An 18989-nucleotide genomic window follows, 5' to 3' on the forward strand; every position below is an offset into this window, starting at 1 on the left:
GGCAACAGTAAGACGGCTCGCTTCGGGTAGAATGTGCACCGCCCGAACCGGGGCAGGGGAGCGGAGGTGTGCGTTGCGGGGTATCTGGCTGTGCATGGCGCTGTTGGCTTTGGCCGGCTGCGGTGAGCGCGTCGAGCGTTTCGGCGGGCCGACCATGGGTAGCAGTTATTCGGTGCAGTACCTGCCCACCGCGAAAAGCCCCTCTCCGCAGCGCCTGCAGGCCGAAGTCGAGACCATCCTCGGCGAGCTTGACCGGCAGTTTTCCACCTACCGCGACGATTCCGAAGTCTCCCGCTTCAACGACTTGCCGGCCGGTGCCTGCCAGGCGATGCCGGCCGACCTGATCGCACTCCTGCAGTACGGCGATGAGCTTTCCGCCGCCAGCGATGGCGCCTTCGACCTGACCGTCGAGCCGCTGATGAACCTCTGGGGCTTCGGCCCGCAGTCGCGCGAGGAGCGGGTGCCGGCCGAGGCAGACCTGACCCGCGAACGTGCGCGCGTTGGCTACCGGCACGTGCGAGTGGATGGCAGCCTGGTGTGCAAGGACGTCGCGGCGCAGCTCGACTTCGACAGCATCGTCGCCGGCTATGCGGTGGATCGCGTCAGTCAGCGCCTGAGCGAGCTTGGCCTGAAGGACTATCTCGTGGAGATCACCGGCGAGCTCAAGGCAGTTGGGCACAAGGCCGACGGGGCGCCCTGGCGGGTCGCCCTCGAAGTGCCCAGCGGTGAGCGCGAACGCACCGTCGAACGCTCGCTGGATGTGGATGGCTACGGCGTCTCAACCTCGGGCGATTACCGCAACTATTTCGAGGAAGGTGGGCAGCGCTATTCGCACACCTTCGATGCCCGCACCGGCACGCCCGTGCGGCACAAACTGGCCGCGGTGACCGTGGTTGATCGTTCAACGTTGCATGCCGATGGCTTGTCGACCCTGCTGATGGTGCTCGGCCCCGAAGAGGGCTACCGCTTCGCCGAACAGCATGGGCTGGCCGCCTTCTTCGTCATGCATGAGGGGCAGGCCTTTGCGACGCGCGTGACACCGCGCTTCGCCGAGCTGTTCCCGGACTCGCAGCGGCGCTGAAAGCCGCACGAAATGTAGTGATGGCAAAATTCGCCTACCGCCCGACCAAGCGCTAATGTGCAGCAATTTGTCGCGCGGCTAAGCTGCCACCAACGATTCGCTAGTACCCGGCGCGAGACGCGCCGGGGCTTTGCCGGGAGCGCCACAGGGGCGCCCCGGCCTGTTCTGAAGGAGTACGCATGGCTGTCTACAACTACGACGTGGTGATTCTCGGCACGGGCCCGGCGGGCGAGGGGGCGGCGATGAACGCCTCCAAGTACGGGCGCAAGCTGGCGGTGGTGGACAGCCGTCGCGTGGTCGGTGGCAACTGCACGCACCTGGGCACCATCCCGTCCAAGGCACTGCGCCACTCGGTGAAGCAGATCATCGAGTTCAACACCAACCCGATGTTCCGTCTGATCGGCGAGCCACGCTGGTTCTCCTTCCCCGACGTGCTCAAGAGCGCCGAGAAGGTGATCTCCAAGCAGGTCTCCTCGCGCACCGGCTACTACGCGCGCAACCGCATCGACATGTTCAACGGCACCGCCAGCTTCGTCGATGAGCGCACCGTCGAGGTGGTCACCCCCAGCGGCGCTGTCGAGCGCCTGGTCGCCGACCAGTTCGTCATCGCCACCGGTTCGCGTCCGTATCGCCCCTCGGACATCAACTTCAATCACCCGCGCGTCTACGACAGCGACACCATCCTCTCGCTGAGCCACACCCCGCGTCGCCTGATCATCTACGGAGCCGGCGTGATCGGCTGCGAGTACGCCTCGATCTTCAGTGGCCTGGGCGTGCTGGTCGACCTGATCGACACCCGCGACCAACTGCTGAGCTTCCTCGACGACGAAATCTCCGACGCCCTGAGCTACCACCTGCGCAACAACAACGTGCTGGTGCGCCACAACGAGGAATACGAGCGCGTCGAGGGTCTGGACAACGGCGTGATCCTGCACCTGAAGTCGGGCAAGAAGATCAAGGCCGACGCCCTGCTGTGGTGCAACGGCCGTACCGGCAACACCGACCGCCTGGGCCTGGAGAACATCGGCATCAAGGTCAACAGCCGTGGCCAGATCGAGGTGGACGAGAACTACCGCACCTCGGTGTCGAACATCTACGCCGCCGGCGACGTGATCGGCTGGCCGAGCCTGGCCAGCGCCGCCTACGACCAGGGCCGTTCGGCTGCCGGCAACATCGTCGAACATGACAGCTGGCGCTTCGTCAACGACGTGCCGACCGGCATCTACACCATTCCGGAGATCAGCTCGATCGGCAAGAACGAGCACGAGCTCACTGCGGCGAAAATCCCCTACGAAGTGGGCAAGGCCTTCTTCAAGGGCATGGCTCGCGCGCAAATCTCCAACGAGCCGGTGGGGATGCTGAAGATCCTCTTCCATCGCGAGACGCTGGAAGTGCTCGGCGTGCACTGCTTCGGCGACCAGGCTTCGGAGATCGTGCATATCGGCCAGGCGATCATGAACCAGCCGGGCGAGCTGAACACCCTGAAGTATTTCGTCAACACCACCTTCAACTATCCGACCATGGCCGAAGCCTACCGCGTAGCGGCGTTCGACGGCCTGAACCGGCTTTTCTGAAGTACCCCGACCGGCGGCCTGAGCCGGCCGGGGGCGACCCGCTCAGCGATTCCCGAGCGTGGCAGTGGCCAAACCGGGAAAGTCTGTAATCAGGCTATCCACACCAAAGTCGGCGAGTCGGCGCATCAGCGCCGGCTCGTTGACCGTCCACACCGACACATGCAGCCCCTGCTTCTGCGCCTTCAGCAGGCGTTCGGGCGTGCACAGCATCCAGTTCAGCGCCAGCAACTCGCAGCCGTAGTTCGCCGCGACCTTCAGCGGGTCGAGCCAGGCGTATTCGGCGACCAGTCCGCGAGACAGGTCCGGGGCAAGCTCCTGCAGCGCGCGCAACACAGTGCGTGAGCTCGAAGTCACGGTGACGCGGTCGCGCAGGCCGAAGCGCTCCACCAGTTGGTCGATGGCCTGGACGGTGCGCGCGGCGCGATCACGCGAGGCGCTTTTCACCTCCAGCTGCCAGTGCTCGAACTCGCAATGCTCGAACAGCTCGGCCAGCCGCGGGATCGGGCAGGGCCGCAGCCAGCCGGGGCCGCCCTGGCGCGCGTCGTAGGTCACCAGGTCCTCCGCCAACTGCTCGGAAACCTTGCCGCCACGGCCGGTGGTGCGCTTGAGGGTCGGGTCGTGGATCACCATCAGCTCGCCGTCGCGCGAGAGATGCAGGTCCAGTTCGCAACGTTTGACGCCATGTTCGAGGCAGCGCTTGAAGCTGTTCAGGGTGTTTTCCGGCGCTTCGCCTTTGGCGCCGCGATGGCCATAAATGAGAGTCACTGGGGCTCCTTGGAAGAGGGCGTGATCGGATTCTGCGGATGGTGTGCGCGGACGGCGTCCACCACGTGGTCGTATTCGAAGTAGACGCTGAATTCGCGGTAGTCCCAGCGAGTGATAGGCGGCTGGCCGATGGCGGGATGTTCGACGTCGGGCAGGCCGAAGCGCTCCAGCACCGTGCGCCGGCTTTCGCCGCGGGTAGGCAGGCTGATGTGGCTGTCACCCTGGGCACCGACGGGGATTTCCAGGTTGTCGGCCAGCAGCGGCGGGGTCGCGAGCAGGGCAAGCAGGAAGAGCAGGGTACGCATGGGGTGATGATGTTCCTTGTTCATTCGGCGTCGCGGGCTTTCGCCAGGCGGCGCTCGGCGGCCTGCTTCTGCAGGATGTGACGTGCCAGAAGCTGGCGCTGCGGCTCTTCCAGGTCCTCGAAGAGCGTACCTATCTCGTACTCGCCCAGCCCCCGCGCGTGGCAGTGGTGGACCCTGGCGCGCAGTTGCAGGCCGAGGGCGCGGGGCAGCAGCACCAGGCGCAGTGCCAGCAGCTGGCCGACTTCCAGCGGCTCGGGCGTGCGGAAGGCGATGCCGCCCTCGGAGAGCACCACCGGCTGCGCCGGCCCGACCTCGCGGAGCAGGCTTTGGGAGAGGGCGTCGGCGATCAGGTCGATGCGTTTGTCGACCAGTTTCAGGTAGCCGGCCAGGGCGCGGTCGCGCTCGGCGATCTGGCGCAGCAGGTGCTGTCCTTCGAACTCCAGCAGGTGCAGGTCGCCGAGCAGATTGAACAGCGGGGAATCGTCGTGCAGCGCCTGTTCCGCCTGCGCCGGATCGCTCGGCAGCGGGCGAAATTCCAGTGCGAGGTGGTCTTCGATACGGTAGTATTCGCGGCGGTTATCCGCGTCTGGAGTGGACATGGCGAACCCACGGCGGCAGAGATGGTCTGAGTGTAAAGCCGCCCGCCGTACCTCGCCACAAAGGTCACCGGAAAGACCACCTGCAACGAGCAGACGCCCAATTCCCCAACCATCGGCCCCACATGTTCAGACCACTTTCCGTCTATATCGGGACGCGCTACACCCGCGCCAAACGCCGCAGCCATTTCGTCTCCTTCATCTCCCTCACTTCCATGATCGGCCTGGCCCTCGGGGTCATGGTGATGATCGTCGTGCTGTCGGTGATGAACGGCTTCGACCGCGAGATGCGCGAGCGGGTGCTGGGCATGGTGCCGCACGCCACGGTCGAGTCCTACCAGCCGATCGACGACTGGCGCGGCATGGCCGGGCAGATCAAGACGCAACACGCGAACGTCCTGCAGGTCGCGCCCTTCATCCAGATGCAGGGCCTGCTGAGCAGCAACGGCGTGGTGCAGAAGATCCTGATCGACGCCGTCGACCCGGCCGAGGAAGGCAAGGTCTCGATCATCGGCCAGTTCTTCCAGCAGGGCAGCCTGACCAGCCTGCAGCCGGGCGAGTTCGGCATCATCATCGGCGACAAGGCGGCCAAGAACCTCGGGGTCAAGGTCGGCGACAAGGTCACCTTCGTCGCGCCTGAGGTCTCGGTGACCCCGGCCGGCATCTTCCCGCGCATGAAGCGCTTCACCGTGGCTGGCATCTTCCATGTCGGCGCCGGCGAGCTCGACGGCTACGTCGCCCTGGCGCACATCGAGGATGCGGCGCGCATGCAGCGCTTCAAGGAAGGCCAGGTCCAGGGCCTGCGCCTGAAGCTCGACGACCTGTTCCAGGCGCCGCAGACCGCCTGGGAAATCGCGCAGACCTTCCGCGACCACGACCTCTACGCCCGCGACTGGACACGCACCCACGGCAACCTCTACCAGGCGATCCAGATGGAGAAATCCATGATCGGCCTGTTGCTGCTGCTGATAGTCGCGGTGGCCGCGTTCAACATCATTTCCACCCTGGTGATGGTGGTGACCGACAAGAAATCGGACATCGCCATCCTCCGCACTCTGGGCGCCACGCCCGGACAGATCCTGGGCATCTTCATGGTCCAGGGCTGCGTGATCGGCGTGATCGGTACCCTGGTCGGCGGCGTGCTGGGCGTGCTCGCGGCGCTCAAGGTGAGCGACGCCATCGCCCTGCTGGAGCGCCTGATCGGCCACAAATTCCTCAGCTCGGACGTTTACTTCATCGATTACCTGCCCTCGCAGCTGATGCGCGAGGACGTGATCCTGGTGTGCACCGCCGCGCTGATCCTGAGTTTCTTCGCCACCCTGTATCCGGCCTGGCGTGCCGCGCGCACCCAGCCCGCGGAGGCCCTGCGTTATGAGTGACAGAACCGTCCTGAGCTGCCGCAACCTGCGCAAGAGCTACGACGAGGGCCCGCAGTCGGTCGAGGTGCTGGTCGACGTGCAGCTGGAGCTGTTGCCCGGCGAGCGCGTGGCCATCGTCGGTAGTTCCGGCTCGGGCAAGAGCACCCTGCTGAACATGCTCGGTGGCCTCGACACGCCCAGCCAGGGCAGCGTCTGGCTGGCCGGCGAGGAGTTGTCCGCGCTCAACGAGAAGCAGCGCGGCCTGCTGCGCAACCGGGCGCTGGGCTTCGTCTACCAGTTCCACCACCTGCTGCCGGAGTTCACCGCGCTGGAGAACGTCTGCATGCCGCTGCTGATCGGCCGCACGCCGATCGCCGAGGCCCGCGAGCGTGCTGCTGCACTGCTCGAGCGCGTCGGCCTGAAGCACCGCCTGCAGCACAAGCCGGCTGAGCTCTCTGGCGGTGAGCGCCAGCGCGTAGCCATCGCCCGTGCCCTGGTCAACCGTCCGCAGCTGGTACTGCTCGACGAACCTACCGGTAACCTCGACCAGCACACCGCGCATTCCATCCAGGAGCTGATGCTCGAACTCTCGCAGTCGCTGCAGACGGCTTTCCTGGTGGTGACCCACGATCGCAACCTGGCACAGCAGATGGACCGCGTGCTGAGCCTCGAGGACGGCCGCCTGGTCGCCGCCTGACACCATGTTCAGACCCCTATCGATCTTCATCGGCACCCGCTACACCCGGGCCAAGAAGCGCAATCACTACATCTCCTTCATCTCCCTGACCTCGATGATCGGCCTGACCCTCGGGGTGCTGGCGATGATCGTGGTGCTCTCGGTGATGAACGGATTCCAGAAGGAAATGCGCTCGCGCATCCTCGGCATGGTGCCGCACGCGGTGCTGCAGAACGTCGACGGCAAGCCGCTGGAGAACTGGCAGGCGGTGGCGGCGGCTGCGCTGAAGCGCCGCGAGGTTGTAGGTGCGGTGCCCTATACCGAGCTGGACGGCATGCTCTCGTTCAAGGGGCAGATGCAGCCGATCGAGATCGATGGCGTCGACCCGCAGCAAGAGTCCAAGGTCTCGATCATCGGCTCGCACATGACCCAAGGCAGCCTGGAAGCGCTCAAGGCCGGTGAATCCGGGGTGGTGATCGGCGAGATCACCGCGCGGCGTTTCCGGGTCAACGTCGGTGACAGCCTGCTGTTGATCGTTCCCGAGTCGAGCTCCGCGCCGGGCGGCATCACCCCGCGTATGCAGCGCCTTAATGTGGTCGGCGTGTTCAAGGTCGGTGCCGAGCTGGATGGCACCCTGGCGCTGATCCACGTCGATGACGCGGCGCAGCTGCTGCGTTGGCAGCCGGGTCAGGTGCAGAGCGTGCGCATCGCCTTGAAGGACCTGTTCAAGGCCCCGGCCGTCGGCGCGAGCATCGCGAGTGACCTGGGCTCGGGATATCGCTCCGTGGACTGGACCCACACCCAGGGCAGCCTGTTCGGCGCGATGAAGATGGAAAAGACCATGATCGGCCTGCTGCTGCTGCTAATCGTTGCGGTGGCCGCCTTCAACATCATCGCCACGCTGATCATGGTGGTCGCCGACAAGCGCACCGATATCGCCATCCTGCGCACGCTCGGCATGACACCGCGCGAAATCATGACCATCTTCATGGTGCAGGGCACGGTGATCGGCGTGATCGGCACCGTTGTCGGCGGCACCCTTGGCGTCATCGCCGCGTTCAACGTCACGGCGATCGTCTCGGCGCTGGAGAAGGCGGCAGGGACCCACATCTTCAGTTCCGACGTCTACTTCATCAATTACCTGCCCACCGACGTGCAGGCGGCGGACGTGGTGCTGGTGTGTTGCGCGGCGCTGCTGATGAGCTTCCTCGCCACGCTCTATCCGGCCTGGCGAGCGGCCAACACCCAGCCGGCGGAAGCGCTGCGCTACGAATGAAAAAACCGCCCTTCGGGGCGGTTTTTCGTTATGCGGTCAGAGACCGGCGCGCAGATTGCGCAGCGCCTGGCGGCGGCGCCAGCTGCGGCCGATCCACCAGCGCCAGTAGCCTTCGGTGATCAGGTAGCCAAGCGCGCCGACAATCAGTCCGCAGAGTATCGAGCCGAGCAGGAAGGGCTGCCACAGCAGCGTCAGCTCACCGCTGATCCATTCCCAGGTGATGTGCTCGGGCAGGCTGCGCGCCGGAATGCCCATCATCCATGCGCCCATCTTGTAGGTGCAGTAGAACACCGGCGGCATGGTGATCGGGTTGGTCAGCCAGACCAGTCCCACCGAGATCGGCAGGTTGGCCCGCACCCAGATCGCCAGGGCAGCGGCGAGCACCATCTGCAACGGTATGGGCACGAAGGCGGCGAAAAGCCCCATGCCCATGGCGCGTGAAACGGAGCGGCGATTCAGGTGCCAGAGGTTCGGCGAGTGCAGTAGCGGCCCCAGGAAGCGCAGGCACTTCTGTCCCCTGATCAGCTCGGGGTCAGGCATGTAGCGCTGGAAAAGTCGGCGCGGCATGGGGAAATCTCTGGCAGACGGACAACGTCCCATTATGCCCAGCTAGATGACAGCCTTTGCGTCTCAAGTATGACCACGTGTAACCGCATTTTACGTGTGGTCGTCGCTGCTGCGGAGTCTGTCCATGCGTACAGGGATGTTCTCGCTTGCCGTCGGCATGTTGCTCCTGCGCCTGCTGCCCGAGTTGCCGCCGACCTGGCTGCTGTTATTGATGGCGCTGCTCGCCCTGCCACTTCTATATACGCGCTGTTATCCCATCGCCCTGGTACTGCTGGGCTTCGCCTGGGCCTGCTGCAACGCGCACTGGGCGCTGGATCAACGCCTGGCGCCAGAGCTGGATGGTCGTACCTTGTGGCTGGAAGGGCGGGTGGTCGGCTTGCCAGCTACCCGCGGCTCGACCCTGCGTTTCGACCTGGAAGAGGTCAGTGCGCGCTTGCCGCTTCCTTCGCGCCTGCGCCTTTCCTGGTACGAAGGCCAACCGGTGCAGGCGGGCGAGCGCTGGCGCTTCGCCGTTACCCTGAAGCGTCTCCATGGCCTGGCCAACGGGTTTGGCTTCGACTACGAAGCCTGGCTGACCGTCGATCGGATAGGCGCGACCGGCAGCATCAAGGCCGGCGAGCGCCTGCAGCCGGCAACTGGCCCCAACGCCTGGCGCGAGGCTTGGCGGACGCGCCTGTTGACGGCCGATGCCAGCGGCCGCAATGCGTACCTGGTGGCCTTGGTGCTAGGCGATGGGAGCGGGCTGGGCGCGGCGGACTGGAAGGTCCTGCAGAACACCGGAACCCTGCATCTGATGGTGATATCTGGCTCGCATATCTCACTGCTTGGCGGCTTGCTCTATGGCCTGATCGCTGGCCTGGCGCGAATCGGGTTCTGGCCTGCGCGACTGCCTTGGATGCCGTGCGCTTGCGCGGCAGCTTTGGCCGGAGCCTGGGGTTATGGTTGGGTCGCCGGACTCGAAGTCCCGGCCTTGCGCGCCTGCGTGATGCTCAGCCTGGTGTTGCTCTGGCGCCTGCGCTTTCGCCGTCAGGGCGTATGGCTGCCGGTGTTGGCGGCGCTGGTGCTGGTATTGCTGATCGATCCCCTGGCCAGCCTGAGCCCGGGCTTCTGGCTGTCGTTCGCCGCCGTGGCCTGGCTGATCTTCGGCTTCGCCGGCCGCCTGGGTCGTGGGCGCTGGTGGCTGACCTGGGTGCGGGCGCAATGGCTGATGAGCCTGGGACTGGCGCCGATGCTTATCGCGCTGGCGCTGCCGCTGAGTTTCACCGGCGCCCTGGCCAACCTTCTGGCGGTGCCTTGCGTGGAACTGCTAGTGGTGCCGCTGGCCTTGCTGGGCAGCCTGTTCCTGGTGCTGCCGCCGGTGGGCGATTGGCTGTTGTGGTGCGCCGGTGCCGTACTCGAAGGGTTGATGCGTGTGCTCGAACAGCTTTCCCTATGGTCTCCAGCCTGGAGTCCGATGCTTCCGCCGGCCTGGGCCATTGCAATAGCCGCTGCGGGCGCCGTGTTATGTCTGGCGCCAGCTGGGGTGCCGTCGAGAGTGCTGGGGCTGGCAATGTTGCTGCCGATGCTCTGGCCTCAGCCGAAGGCGCCAGAGCACGGGTACGCCGAGGTTCGGGTGCTCGACGTGGGGCAGGGGCTCTCGGTACTGATCCGCACGCAGAGTCAGGCCTGGCTCTATGACGCAGGACCGCGGCGGGGCGATTTCGACCTCGGGGAGGTCGCGGTATTGCCGACCCTGCGGGGACTGGGCATCGACAAGCTGGACGTCATGCTGCTCAGTCACGCCGACAACGATCATGCCGGCGGCGCTATTGCCGTCAGCAAGGGTGTTTCGGTGGCCAAGGTGATCAGCGGCGAGCCTGGGCGCTTGCCCGCGCGCTTGCGCGCAGTGCCCTGCGAAGAGAACGAATGGCTGATCGACGGCGTGCGCTTTTCCACCTGGCAGTGGCCGCGCGCCGATGAAAGCAACGCGCTGTCTTGTGTCCTGCGGGTCGAGGCCCTTGGCGAAAGCCTGCTGCTGACTGGCGACCTGCCTGTAGCCGGGGAGGCTGCTTGGCTAAAGGCTCAGCCGCGCCCTTATGCCGACTGGCTACTCGCTGGCCATCATGGCAGCCGCACTTCGTCCGGAGAGGCGTTCCTGCGTGCGCTCGAACCGAATTCGGCGCTGGTGTCCCGGGCTCGGCACAACTCCTATGGCCATCCCCATCCGCAGGTTCTGGCGCGTTTTGCGAGTCTCGGCACACGCGTTCATGACACGGCGGAGGAGGGTGCCATGCACATCTTGCTCGGGGCCCGCCAGCCGATGCGCGGAGTGCGCGCAAACGCACGCTTCTGGACGGAAAAATGAGAACGGCGGCGGTCGGCGAGCAACAACCCCTATGCTAGAGTGTGGCCACTTTTTTTCAGGGGATTCGCCACTGTGTGGGAACTGGTTCAAGCTGGCGGCTGGATGATGCTGCCGATCATTCTGAGTTCCATCGCCGCCACCGCCATCGTCGCCGAACGACTCTGGACCCTGCGCCGCAGTCGCGTCGCGCCGCCCCAACTGCTGGGCCAGGTGTGGAAGCAGATCAAGGACAAGAAGATGAACAGCCAGGCCTTGAAGGAGCTCAAGGCCAATTCGCCGCTGGGTGAGGTCCTCGCCGCCGGCCTGGTCAACTCCAAGCATGGTCGCGAGATCATGAAAGAGTGCATCGAGGAGTCCGCCGGGCGGGTGATCCACGAGCTGGAGCGCTACCTCAACGCCCTCGGTACCATCGCCGCCATGGCCCCGTTGCTTGGCCTGCTCGGTACCGTGTTCGGCATGATCCAGATCTTCAGCGCCTTCATGGGCGAGGGCATGGCCAACGCGCCGGTGCTCGCCGGCGGTATCTCCAAGGCCCTGGTCACCACCGCTTCCGGCCTGATCGTGGCCATCCCCGCAGTGTTCTTCCATCGCTACCTGCTGCGCCGCGTCGACGAATTGGTGGTGGCCATGGAGCAGGACGCCATCAAGCTGGTGGAGATGGTCCAGGGTGATCGCGAAGTCGATCTGTCCGAGGATGGCAAAGCGTGAAATTCCGGCGTAGAAACCGCAGCGCCGCCCGCGACGATGTGTTCATCAACCTGGCGTCGCTGATCGACGTGATCTTCGTCCTGCTGCTGTTCTTCGTGGTCACCACCACCTTCAGCCGGCCGACCCAGCTAAAGGTCGAGCTGCCCGAGGCGGTCAGCGGCACGCCGCCGGAAGCCACCGAGACCAAGCAGCTGGAACTGGCCATCGATGCCAGCGGGCACTACGCCTTGAACGGGCAGAACCTGGTCAAGAACGATCTCGAAACGCTGATGGCAGCCCTGCAGAAGGAAGCCGGCGGCGACGTCAACCTGCCACTGGTGATCACCGCCGATGGCAAGACCACCCACCAGTCGGTGGTTACCGCGATGGACGCCGCCGGCAAGCTGGGCCTCAGCCACCTGCGCATCACCACCGTCGAGGCGCAAGGCTCGGCCAAACCCTGATGGCGTTTTCCGATCGCCTGCTGCAGGCCTGGTACCAAGGGCACCCGGCGCTCGGCCTGCTGCGTCCACTCGAAGCTCTCTACCGGCGCGTCGCGCAGCGCAAGCGTGATGCCTATCTCGAAGGGCGCAGCGAGTCCTATCGTGCGCCTGTGCCGGTCATAGTGGTCGGCAACATCACCGTAGGCGGCACCGGCAAGACGCCGATGATCCTCTGGTTGATCGAGCACTGCCGTGCCCGTGGCTTGAAGGTCGGCGTGGTCAGTCGCGGCTATGGCGCCAAGCCGCCGAGCCTGCCCTGGCGCGTACGCGCCGAGCACTCCGCCAGCGAGGCGGGCGATGAGCCGCTGATGATCGTGCAGCGCTGCGGCGTACCGCTGATGATCGACCCTGATCGCCCGGCGGCAGTGCGCGCTCTGCTGGCGGAAGAACCGCTAGACCTGATCCTCTGCGACGATGGCATGCAGCACTACCGCCTGGCGCGCGATCTGGAACTGGTGCTGATCGACGCCGCGCGTGGCCTGGGCAATCGACGCTGCCTTCCCGCCGGGCCCCTGCGCGAACCGGCCGAGCGGCTGGAGTCGGTGGATGCGGTGCTCTACAACGGTGCCAGCAGTGATCCCGCCGGTGCCTTCTCGTTCGTCCTGCAGCCAAGCGCGCTGGTCAATCTGCGCAGCAACGAGGCCGTCGGACTCGAGCATTTTGCGCCGGATCAACAGGTCCACGCGCTGGCCGGCATCGGCAATCCGCAGCGTTTCTTCGCGACGCTCGAGGCGCTACACTTGCGGCCTGTTCCGCACGCCTTCCCGGATCACGCGGCCTTTAGCGCCGAGCAACTGAACTTCAGCCCGGCACTGCCGCTGCTGATGACCGAGAAGGACGCGGTGAAATGCCGGGCCTACGCCGCCGCCGACTGGTGGTACCTCGCGGTCGACGCGCAGCCTTCCCCGGCCTTCGTCGCCTGGTTCGACGCCCGCCTCGAGCGTCTGATCGCGCGCTGATGGGCAGCAGCGCTGCCCCCATTGCTTTCCCAAGGATTCCCGCCATGGACCCGAAACTCCTCGACATCCTCGCCTGCCCGCTGTGCAAGGGGCCGCTGAAGCTCACCGACGACAAGTCCGAACTGATCTGCAAGGCCGATGGCCTGGCCTATCCGGTGCGTGACGGCATTCCGGTGATGCTCGAGGGCGAGGCCCGCACCCTGAACGTCGACGAACGCCTCGACAAGTGACCGCGAGCCGAGATCATTCGATGAGCCATGCCTTCACTGTCGTCATTCCGGCCCGCTTCGCGTCCACCCGCCTGCCCGGCAAGCCGCTGCAGGACATCGCCGGCAAGCCCATGGTCCAGCACGTCTGGGAGCAAGCGAGCAAGAGCGCTGCGACACGCGTAGTTGTAGCCACCGATGACGCGCGCATCCTCGAAGCCTGCCAGGCTTTCGGCGCCGAGGCGCTGCTGACCCGCGCCGACCACGAATCGGGCACCGACCGCCTGGCTGAAGTCGCCGATGCCCTGGGGCTGGCGGACGACGCCATCGTGGTCAACGTGCAGGGCGATGAACCCCTGATTCCGCCGTCGATCATCGACCAGGTGGCAGCGAACCTCGCGGCGCACCCGGAGGCGGGGATCGCCACCCTCGCCGAGCCGATCCATGAGGTGGGCTCGCTGTTCAATCCCAACGTGGTCAAGGTTGTCAGTGACCTCGACGGCCTGGCGCTGACCTTCAGTCGTGCACCGCTGCCCTGGGCGCGCGATGCCTTCGCTATCGACCGCGAAACCCTGCCGGAAGGCGTTCCTTATCGCCGGCACATTGGCATCTACGCCTATCGTGCGCGTTTCCTCCGCGATTTCGTCGCCTGGGGCCCGTGCTGGCTGGAAAACACCGAGCGTCTGGAGCAGCTGCGTGCGCTCCACCACGGCGTGCGTATCCATGTCGCCGATGCTCTGGAAGCGCCGCAAGCCGGCGTGGATACCGCCGAGGACCTGGAGCGCGTAAGGCGCATCCTGGGGGCCTGATGCGCGTCCTGTTCGTCTGCCTGGGCAACATCTGCCGCTCGCCTACCGCCGAGGGCGTATTTCGCTACAAGTTGCGCGAGGCCGGGCTGGAATCGTTGGTTACCGTCGATTCCGCCGGCACCGGTGACTGGCACGTAGGCAAGGCGCCGGATGCACGTACCCGCGTCGCTGCGTTGCGTCGGGGCTACGATCTCTCTGCCCTGCGCGCCCGTCAGGTGTGCAAGGCGGACTTCGGCGAATTCGACCTGATCCTGGCGATGGACCTGGCCAATCTGGCCGAACTCAAGCGCCTGGGGCAGGGTGCGGGCGCAGCTGAGCTGGACCTGTTCCTGCGCCGCTATGCCGGCGAGCTGGATGAGGTGCCCGATCCCTATTACGGCGGCGCGGCCGGTTTCGAGCAGGTGCTGGACCTGATCGAGCGCGCTTGCGACGCCTTGCTGCTGGAAGTGAAGGGGCGTCTGTGAGCCTGGTTCTGCAAAACGAAGTTTCCCTCAAGCCCTTCAACACCTTCGGCGTCGAAGTGCGTGCCCGTCTGTTCGCCGAGGCGCGCAATGACGACGAGGTGCGCCAGGGCATCGCCTTGTCGGCCGAGCGTGGCCTGCCGCTGCTGGTGATCGGTGGCGGTAGCAACCTGCTGCTGACTGGCGACATCGAGGCTCTGGTGCTGCGCATGGCTAGTCGCGGCATTCGAGTTCTCGCCGATGACGGCGAGCGGGTGCGCATCGAGGCCGAAGCGGGGGAGGTCTGGGATGAACTGGTGCGCTGGAGCATGACCCAGGGGCTCGGTGGCCTGGAAAACCTTAGTCTGATCCCGGGCACCGTCGGTGCCGCGCCCATGCAGAACATCGGAGCCTATGGCGTCGAGCTGAAGGACGTGTTCGATAGCCTGGTAGCGCTGGATCGACAAAACGGTGAGGTGCGCGAGTTCGGCTTGGCCGACTGTGCCTTCGCCTACCGCGACAGCCTGTTCAAGCGCGAGCCGGGGCGTTGGGTGATCCTGCGCGTGCGGTTCAATCTGTCGCACAACGCTGCGCTGCACCTGGATTACGGCCCGGTGCGTCAGCGCTTGGCGGAAGAGGGCGTAGCTGAGCCGACTCCGGCGGACGTGGCGCGAGTGATCTGTGCTATCCGCCGCGAGAAGCTTCCGGATCCGGCCGTGCTTGGTAATGCCGGCAGTTTCTTCAAGAATCCGTTGGTGCCTGCTGCCTTGGCCGAGCGCCTGCGCAGTGAGCATTCCGATCTGGTTGCCTACCCACAGGCCGATGGTCAGGTGAAGCTGGCCGCCGGCTGGCTGATCGACAAGGCTGGCTGGAAAGGCTTCCGCTTAGGCGCAGCTGGTGTGCACGCGCAGCAGGCGCTGGTGCTGGTGAACTACGGCGGTGCTACCGGTAGTGAGATTCACGCTCTGGCCGAGCGGATCCGCGCGGATATCCGCCAGCGCTTCGGTGTCGAGCTGGAGATGGAGCCGAATCTCTACTGAGGGCTTCGATCCCGAGGAAAGGCGCTCGCCAATGGCAGCGCCTTTTTTGTTGTCCGCAGTTCTTTGGGGGCAAGCTTGCTCGCGAAGCGGAGTTGGTCTGGGGGTAAAAAAGTCCGGACATGAAAAAGGGGATGCCTAGGCATCCCCTTTTTCATCGCTCAGCCAATCAGCTGTGGTGCTTTTCCACGGCTTCATGATGGGCGTGCTGCTCGAGCGCTTGCTCGGCCTGCTCGCCTTCGCTGGCTTGTGCCGCTTCGGCGGCCGGGGCTTCAGTCGGAGCCTCAACGGCTTCGCTGACCACTTCCAGCACGCTTTCTTCGGCAGCGGCTTCTACCGCAACCGCGCTTTCCTCGGTTGCAGCAGGAGCTTCGACTACCGCAGGAGCGGCAGCAGCGGCCTCGGCGGCTTCGCGAGCCAGGCGCTCGGCTTCACGCTGCAGGCGACGACGCTCGCGCGGGTCGTTCAGCGCACGGCCCGTGGCGTTGGCGGCAACAGCGGCTTCGGCTTGTGCAGGCTCCGGAGTGGCGGGGGCCTCGACTTCGGCGGCGACGGCCGGAGCTTCGACAACCGTTGCTTCGGCGACCGGCTCGGTCACGGCAACTTCGTCGCTGATCGGTGCAGCTTCGCTCGGCTGGCTGGACTCGGCCACCTGCTCGACGGTGCTTTCCACGTGAGCTTCGCTGACGGCCGCGACTTCAGTGGTGGCTTCGCTGGTGGCGGTCTCGGTGGCGTGCGAGGTGGCTGCTTCAACAACCTGCTCGGCAACCACGGCAACGGCTGCGACACCGGCAGCGGTCAGGGCAGGAGCGGACGGGGCTTCGCCGCCTTCCTGCTGCTCACCGGCTTCCATGCCATCGGCACCGGCTTCACGCTGACGCTCGCGGCGGTTGCTGCGGCGGCGCTGGCCACGGGAACGACGGCGCGGACGCTCGTCATCGCCACCTTCCTGGTCATCCTGCTGGTCCAGCAGTTCCTCGTTCGGCAGCTCTTCGGCCTCCAGGCTGGCGGCATCGCGGGCCTGGCGGTCTTCACGTGGCGGACGCTCGCCACGCTCTTCGCGGGGTTGACGCTCTTCACGGGGCTGACGCTCGGCGCGCTCTTCACGCGGCTGGCGGTCTTCGCGCGGTTGACGCTCGGCACGCTCTTCACGCGGCTGGCGGTCTTCGCGCGGTTGACGCTCGGCACGCTCTTCACGCGGCTGGCGGTCTTCGCGCGGTTGACGCTCGGCACGCTCTTCGCGGGGCTGGCGGTCTTCGCGCGGTTGACGTTCGGCGCGCTCTTCGCGGGGCTGACGCTCTTCACGCGGTTGACGCTCGGCGCGTTCTTCGCGGGGCTGACGGTCTTCGCGCGGTTGACGTTCGGCGCGCTCTTCACGCGGCTGACGCTCTTCACGCGGTTGTCGCTCGGCGCGTTCTTCACGGGGCTGACGCTCTTCACGCGGTTGACGTTCGGCGCGCTCTTCGCGGCCCGGGCGCTCACCGCGCTCGTCACGACGGCGCTCGCCACGCTCTTCGCGCGGTTTGCGTTCTTCATCGCGGCGGCCACCGTCGCGACGACGGTTCTGCTGGCGACCGTTGCGACGTTCTTCCTGGTTGCTGCGCTCAGCAGCCGGCTTCTCCGGAGTGGCGGCAACCTTGGGCTCTTCCTGCTTGCCGGCGAACAGGCTGACCAGCGACTTCACCAGGCCCTGGAACAGGCTCGGCTCGGGCATCGGCTTGGCGGGTTCGGCAACCGGCTGCGCGGCTTCGACTTGCTGCGGGACCGGGGTCTGCGGAGCAACGGTCTTCACCGCGGCTTCCTGACGAACCAGGGTGCGGGTGGAGCTGACCGGTTGGACTTCCTCGTGCTCGACGTGGGCCATTTCGTAGCTGGAGTGGCCGGCGGCCAGCTCGGGGCTGTCGTCACGCAGACGCTGCACTTCGAAGTGCGGAGTTTCCAGATGGTCGTCCGGGAGGATGAAGATGCGCGCGCGGGTGCGCAGCTCGATCTTGGTGATGGCGTTGCGCTTCTCGTTGAGCAGGAAGGCGGCGACCTGGAACGGAACGCGAGCGCGGACTTCCGCGGTGCGGTCTTTCAGGGCTTCCTCTTCGATCAGGCGCAGGATGGCCAGCGACAGGGACTCGACGTCACGGATGATGCCTTGGCCGTTGCAGCGCGGGCAGACGATGCCGCTGGTCTCGCCGAGGGACGGACGCAGGCGCTGACGGGACATTTCCAGCAGGCCGAAGCGCGAGATGCGGCCGACCTGGACGCGCGCACGGTCGGCCTCGAGGGCTTCGCGAACGCGTTCTTCGACGGCGCGCTGGTTCTTCGCCGGGGTCATGTCGATGAAGTCGATGACGATCAGGCCGCCGATGTCACGCAGACGCAGCTGGCGGGCGATCTCTTCGGCCGCTTCCAGGTTGGTCTGCAGCGCGGTTTCTTCGATGTCGCCGCCTTTGGTGGCGCGCGCCGAGTTGATATCGATGGACACCAGGGCTTCGGTCGGGTCGATGACGATGGAGCCGCCCGACGGCAGCTTCACTTCGCGCTGGAAGGCAGTTTCGATCTGGCTTTCGATCTGGAAGCGATTGAACAGCGGAACGCTGTCCTGATAGAGCTTCACCTTGCTGGCGTACTGCGGCATCACCTGGCGGATGAAGTTCAGTGCTTCTTCCTGGGCGTCGATGCTGTCGATCAGCACTTCGCCGATGTCCTGGCGCAGGTAGTCGCGGATGGCGCGGATGATGACGTTGCTTTCCTGGTAGATCAGGAAGGGCGCGCCGCGCTCGCCGGAGGCTTCCTTGATGGCGCCCCATAGTTGCAGCAGGTAATCCAGGTCCCATTGCAGCTCTTCGGAGCTGCGGCCCAGGCCCGCGGTGCGGACGATCAGGCCCATGTCGCCCGGTGCGTTCAGGCCGTTCAGCGCTTCACGCAGTTCGTTGCGCTCTTCGCCCTCGATGCGACGGGAAATGCCGCCGGCACGGGGGTTGTTCGGCATCAGGACGAGGTAGCGGCCGGCCAGGCTGATGAAGGTGGTCAGGGCCGCGCCCTTGTTGCCGCGCTCTTCTTTCTCGACCTGGACGATGACTTCCTGGCCCTCGCTCAGCACATCCTTGATGTTGATGCGCCCTTCGGGGTTCTTCTTGAAGTACTCGCGGGAGATTTCCTTGAGCGGCAGGAAGCCGTGGCGCTCGGCGCCGAAGTCGACGAAGGCGGCCTCGAGGCTCGGTTCGACGCGGGTGATGCGGCCTTTATAGATGTTGGCCTTTTTCTGTTCGCGCGCGCCGGACTCGATGTCCAGGTCGAACAGGCGCTGGCCGTCTACCAGCGCTACACGCAACTCTTCGGGTTGAGTTGCGTTGATCAGCATTCTTTTCATGTAGTACCAATGGTTTCCGGGGCTGCCGGAAACGGCAATCGGCACCCACGACTCTCATGGTCGGTGCTCAGGCGCGTACTCAGGAACGGCAAGCCATTCCCGTGTCCAGCGACAATCGGCGTTAAGCGGGCCGAGTCGCGACTACGTCTCCTGCTTGTCATGTTCGAACAAGCAATCAACAGGAGGAGGAATCAACAGTCGGAGGCGGACGAGAACGTGCGTCTTTGGATCAGTGCTCTAAGCCACTACGCGATCCGACAGTTGTGCATCTCCACCCTGCACGTTTCCCTTAAGAAGCGGGTGCCGCTCGCAGAATCCGGGAGCGGGTTGGCTTTTTCACGGCTACCGAAGCAGCTGTGCGTCATTTCCGAAGGCTTGGGTTCCGAATCGTTGTGGAGGAAATCGCGGTTCCCTCATGGCAACGCTTCGCAGGACTGCCTCA

General features: G+C 65.5%; 18 protein-coding genes. 13 read left to right on the forward strand and 5 right to left on the reverse strand.

What is annotated here, in order from left to right:
- The first annotated feature begins 31 nt into the window (after positions 1–31).
- On the forward strand, positions 32–1081 hold the full coding sequence (locus ACA097_RS22825; RefSeq protein ID WP_371366195.1) for an FAD:protein FMN transferase: 1050 nt from the start codon (positions 32–34) through the stop codon (positions 1079–1081).
- A gap of 179 nt (positions 1082–1260) precedes the next feature.
- Positions 1261–2655: a Si-specific NAD(P)(+) transhydrogenase gene (gene sthA / locus ACA097_RS22830; protein WP_043253466.1), complete on the forward strand. Its 1395-nt coding sequence runs from the start codon at positions 1261–1263 to the stop codon at positions 2653–2655.
- A gap of 42 nt (positions 2656–2697) precedes the next feature.
- On the opposite strand, the gene ACA097_RS22835 is transcribed toward sthA, so the two are convergent.
- Genes ACA097_RS22835 through ACA097_RS22845 form a run of 3 tightly spaced genes read right to left on the reverse strand, consistent with a single transcriptional unit; the run spans position 2698 to position 4324 of the window.
- Entirely contained in the window at positions 2698–3420 is a 723-nt protein-coding gene (locus tag ACA097_RS22835; RefSeq protein WP_043253465.1) for a glycerophosphodiester phosphodiesterase, read from the reverse strand.
- Positions 3417–3725 (reverse strand): phosphodiesterase, encoded by a 309-nt coding sequence (locus ACA097_RS22840; RefSeq protein ID WP_371366198.1) that lies wholly within the window; start codon positions 3723–3725, stop codon positions 3417–3419. Before ACA097_RS22840 ends, ACA097_RS22835 begins: the two co-directional genes overlap by 4 nt.
- A gap of 20 nt (positions 3726–3745) precedes the next feature.
- Positions 3746–4324: a PilZ domain-containing protein gene (locus tag ACA097_RS22845; protein ID WP_043253463.1), complete on the reverse strand. Its 579-nt coding sequence runs from the start codon at positions 4322–4324 to the stop codon at positions 3746–3748.
- A 122-nt stretch (positions 4325–4446) separates the two neighbouring features.
- Here ACA097_RS22845 and ACA097_RS22850 point away from each other — a divergent pair, with 122 nt between their 5' ends.
- The 3 genes from ACA097_RS22850 to ACA097_RS22860 are packed head-to-tail and all read left to right on the forward strand — an operon-like array spanning position 4447 to position 7631.
- On the forward strand, positions 4447–5700 hold the full coding sequence (locus ACA097_RS22850; RefSeq protein ID WP_043253462.1) for a lipoprotein-releasing ABC transporter permease subunit: 1254 nt from the start codon (positions 4447–4449) through the stop codon (positions 5698–5700).
- Positions 5693–6376: a lipoprotein-releasing ABC transporter ATP-binding protein LolD gene (lolD, locus tag ACA097_RS22855; RefSeq protein ID WP_043253461.1), complete on the forward strand. Its 684-nt coding sequence runs from the start codon at positions 5693–5695 to the stop codon at positions 6374–6376. The genes ACA097_RS22850 and lolD overlap by 8 nt, the downstream gene beginning before the upstream one ends.
- 4 nt (positions 6377–6380) lie before the next feature.
- The gene (locus ACA097_RS22860; RefSeq protein WP_043253460.1) at positions 6381–7631 is read left to right on the forward strand and encodes a lipoprotein-releasing ABC transporter permease subunit; all 1251 of its coding nucleotides are present in this window, start codon (positions 6381–6383) and stop codon (positions 7629–7631) included.
- Positions 7632–7667: 36 nt separating this feature from the next.
- Here the strand turns inward: ACA097_RS22860 and ACA097_RS22865 are convergent, their stop codons facing one another.
- Positions 7668–8198 (reverse strand): DUF2062 domain-containing protein, encoded by a 531-nt coding sequence (locus ACA097_RS22865; RefSeq protein ID WP_371366201.1) that lies wholly within the window; start codon positions 8196–8198, stop codon positions 7668–7670.
- A 124-nt stretch (positions 8199–8322) separates the two neighbouring features.
- Here ACA097_RS22865 and ACA097_RS22870 point away from each other — a divergent pair, with 124 nt between their 5' ends.
- From ACA097_RS22870 to murB, 8 genes are all read left to right on the forward strand, one after another.
- A complete protein-coding gene (locus ACA097_RS22870; RefSeq protein WP_371366203.1) occupies positions 8323–10542 on the forward strand; it encodes a DNA internalization-related competence protein ComEC/Rec2 in 2220 nt (739 codons plus the stop codon).
- 72 nt (positions 10543–10614) lie between these two features.
- Entirely contained in the window at positions 10615–11250 is a 636-nt protein-coding gene (locus ACA097_RS22875; protein WP_043253457.1) for a MotA/TolQ/ExbB proton channel family protein, read from the forward strand.
- Positions 11247–11693 (forward strand): biopolymer transporter ExbD, encoded by a 447-nt coding sequence (locus ACA097_RS22880; RefSeq protein WP_043253456.1) that lies wholly within the window; start codon positions 11247–11249, stop codon positions 11691–11693. The genes ACA097_RS22875 and ACA097_RS22880 overlap by 4 nt, the downstream gene beginning before the upstream one ends.
- Positions 11693–12691, forward strand: a complete 999-nt coding sequence (lpxK, locus tag ACA097_RS22885) for a tetraacyldisaccharide 4'-kinase (RefSeq protein WP_371366206.1) — start codon at positions 11693–11695, stop codon at positions 12689–12691. Before ACA097_RS22880 ends, lpxK begins: the two co-directional genes overlap by 1 nt.
- 44 nt (positions 12692–12735) lie before the next feature.
- Positions 12736–12921, forward strand: coding sequence for a Trm112 family protein (locus ACA097_RS22890; RefSeq protein WP_009621404.1), 186 nt, complete (start codon positions 12736–12738; stop codon positions 12919–12921).
- 20 nt (positions 12922–12941) lie between these two features.
- Positions 12942–13706, forward strand: coding sequence for a 3-deoxy-manno-octulosonate cytidylyltransferase (kdsB, locus tag ACA097_RS22895; protein ID WP_371366209.1), 765 nt, complete (start codon positions 12942–12944; stop codon positions 13704–13706).
- The gene (locus tag ACA097_RS22900) at positions 13706–14170 is read left to right on the forward strand and encodes a low molecular weight protein-tyrosine-phosphatase (protein ID WP_371366211.1); all 465 of its coding nucleotides are present in this window, start codon (positions 13706–13708) and stop codon (positions 14168–14170) included. Before kdsB ends, ACA097_RS22900 begins: the two co-directional genes overlap by 1 nt.
- On the forward strand, positions 14167–15186 hold the full coding sequence (gene murB / locus ACA097_RS22905) for a UDP-N-acetylmuramate dehydrogenase (RefSeq protein ID WP_371366213.1): 1020 nt from the start codon (positions 14167–14169) through the stop codon (positions 15184–15186). Before ACA097_RS22900 ends, murB begins: the two co-directional genes overlap by 4 nt.
- A gap of 166 nt (positions 15187–15352) precedes the next feature.
- On the opposite strand, the gene rne is transcribed toward murB, so the two are convergent.
- Positions 15353–18547, reverse strand: a complete 3195-nt coding sequence (gene rne / locus ACA097_RS22910) for a ribonuclease E (RefSeq protein ID WP_160287705.1) — start codon at positions 18545–18547, stop codon at positions 15353–15355.
- Positions 18548–18989: the final 442 nt, after the last annotated feature.

Origin of the sequence: Pseudomonas sp. QL9 (assembly GCF_041409665.1) — a bacterium.
Classification (GTDB): Bacteria; Pseudomonadota; Gammaproteobacteria; order Pseudomonadales; family Pseudomonadaceae; genus Pseudomonas; species Pseudomonas knackmussii.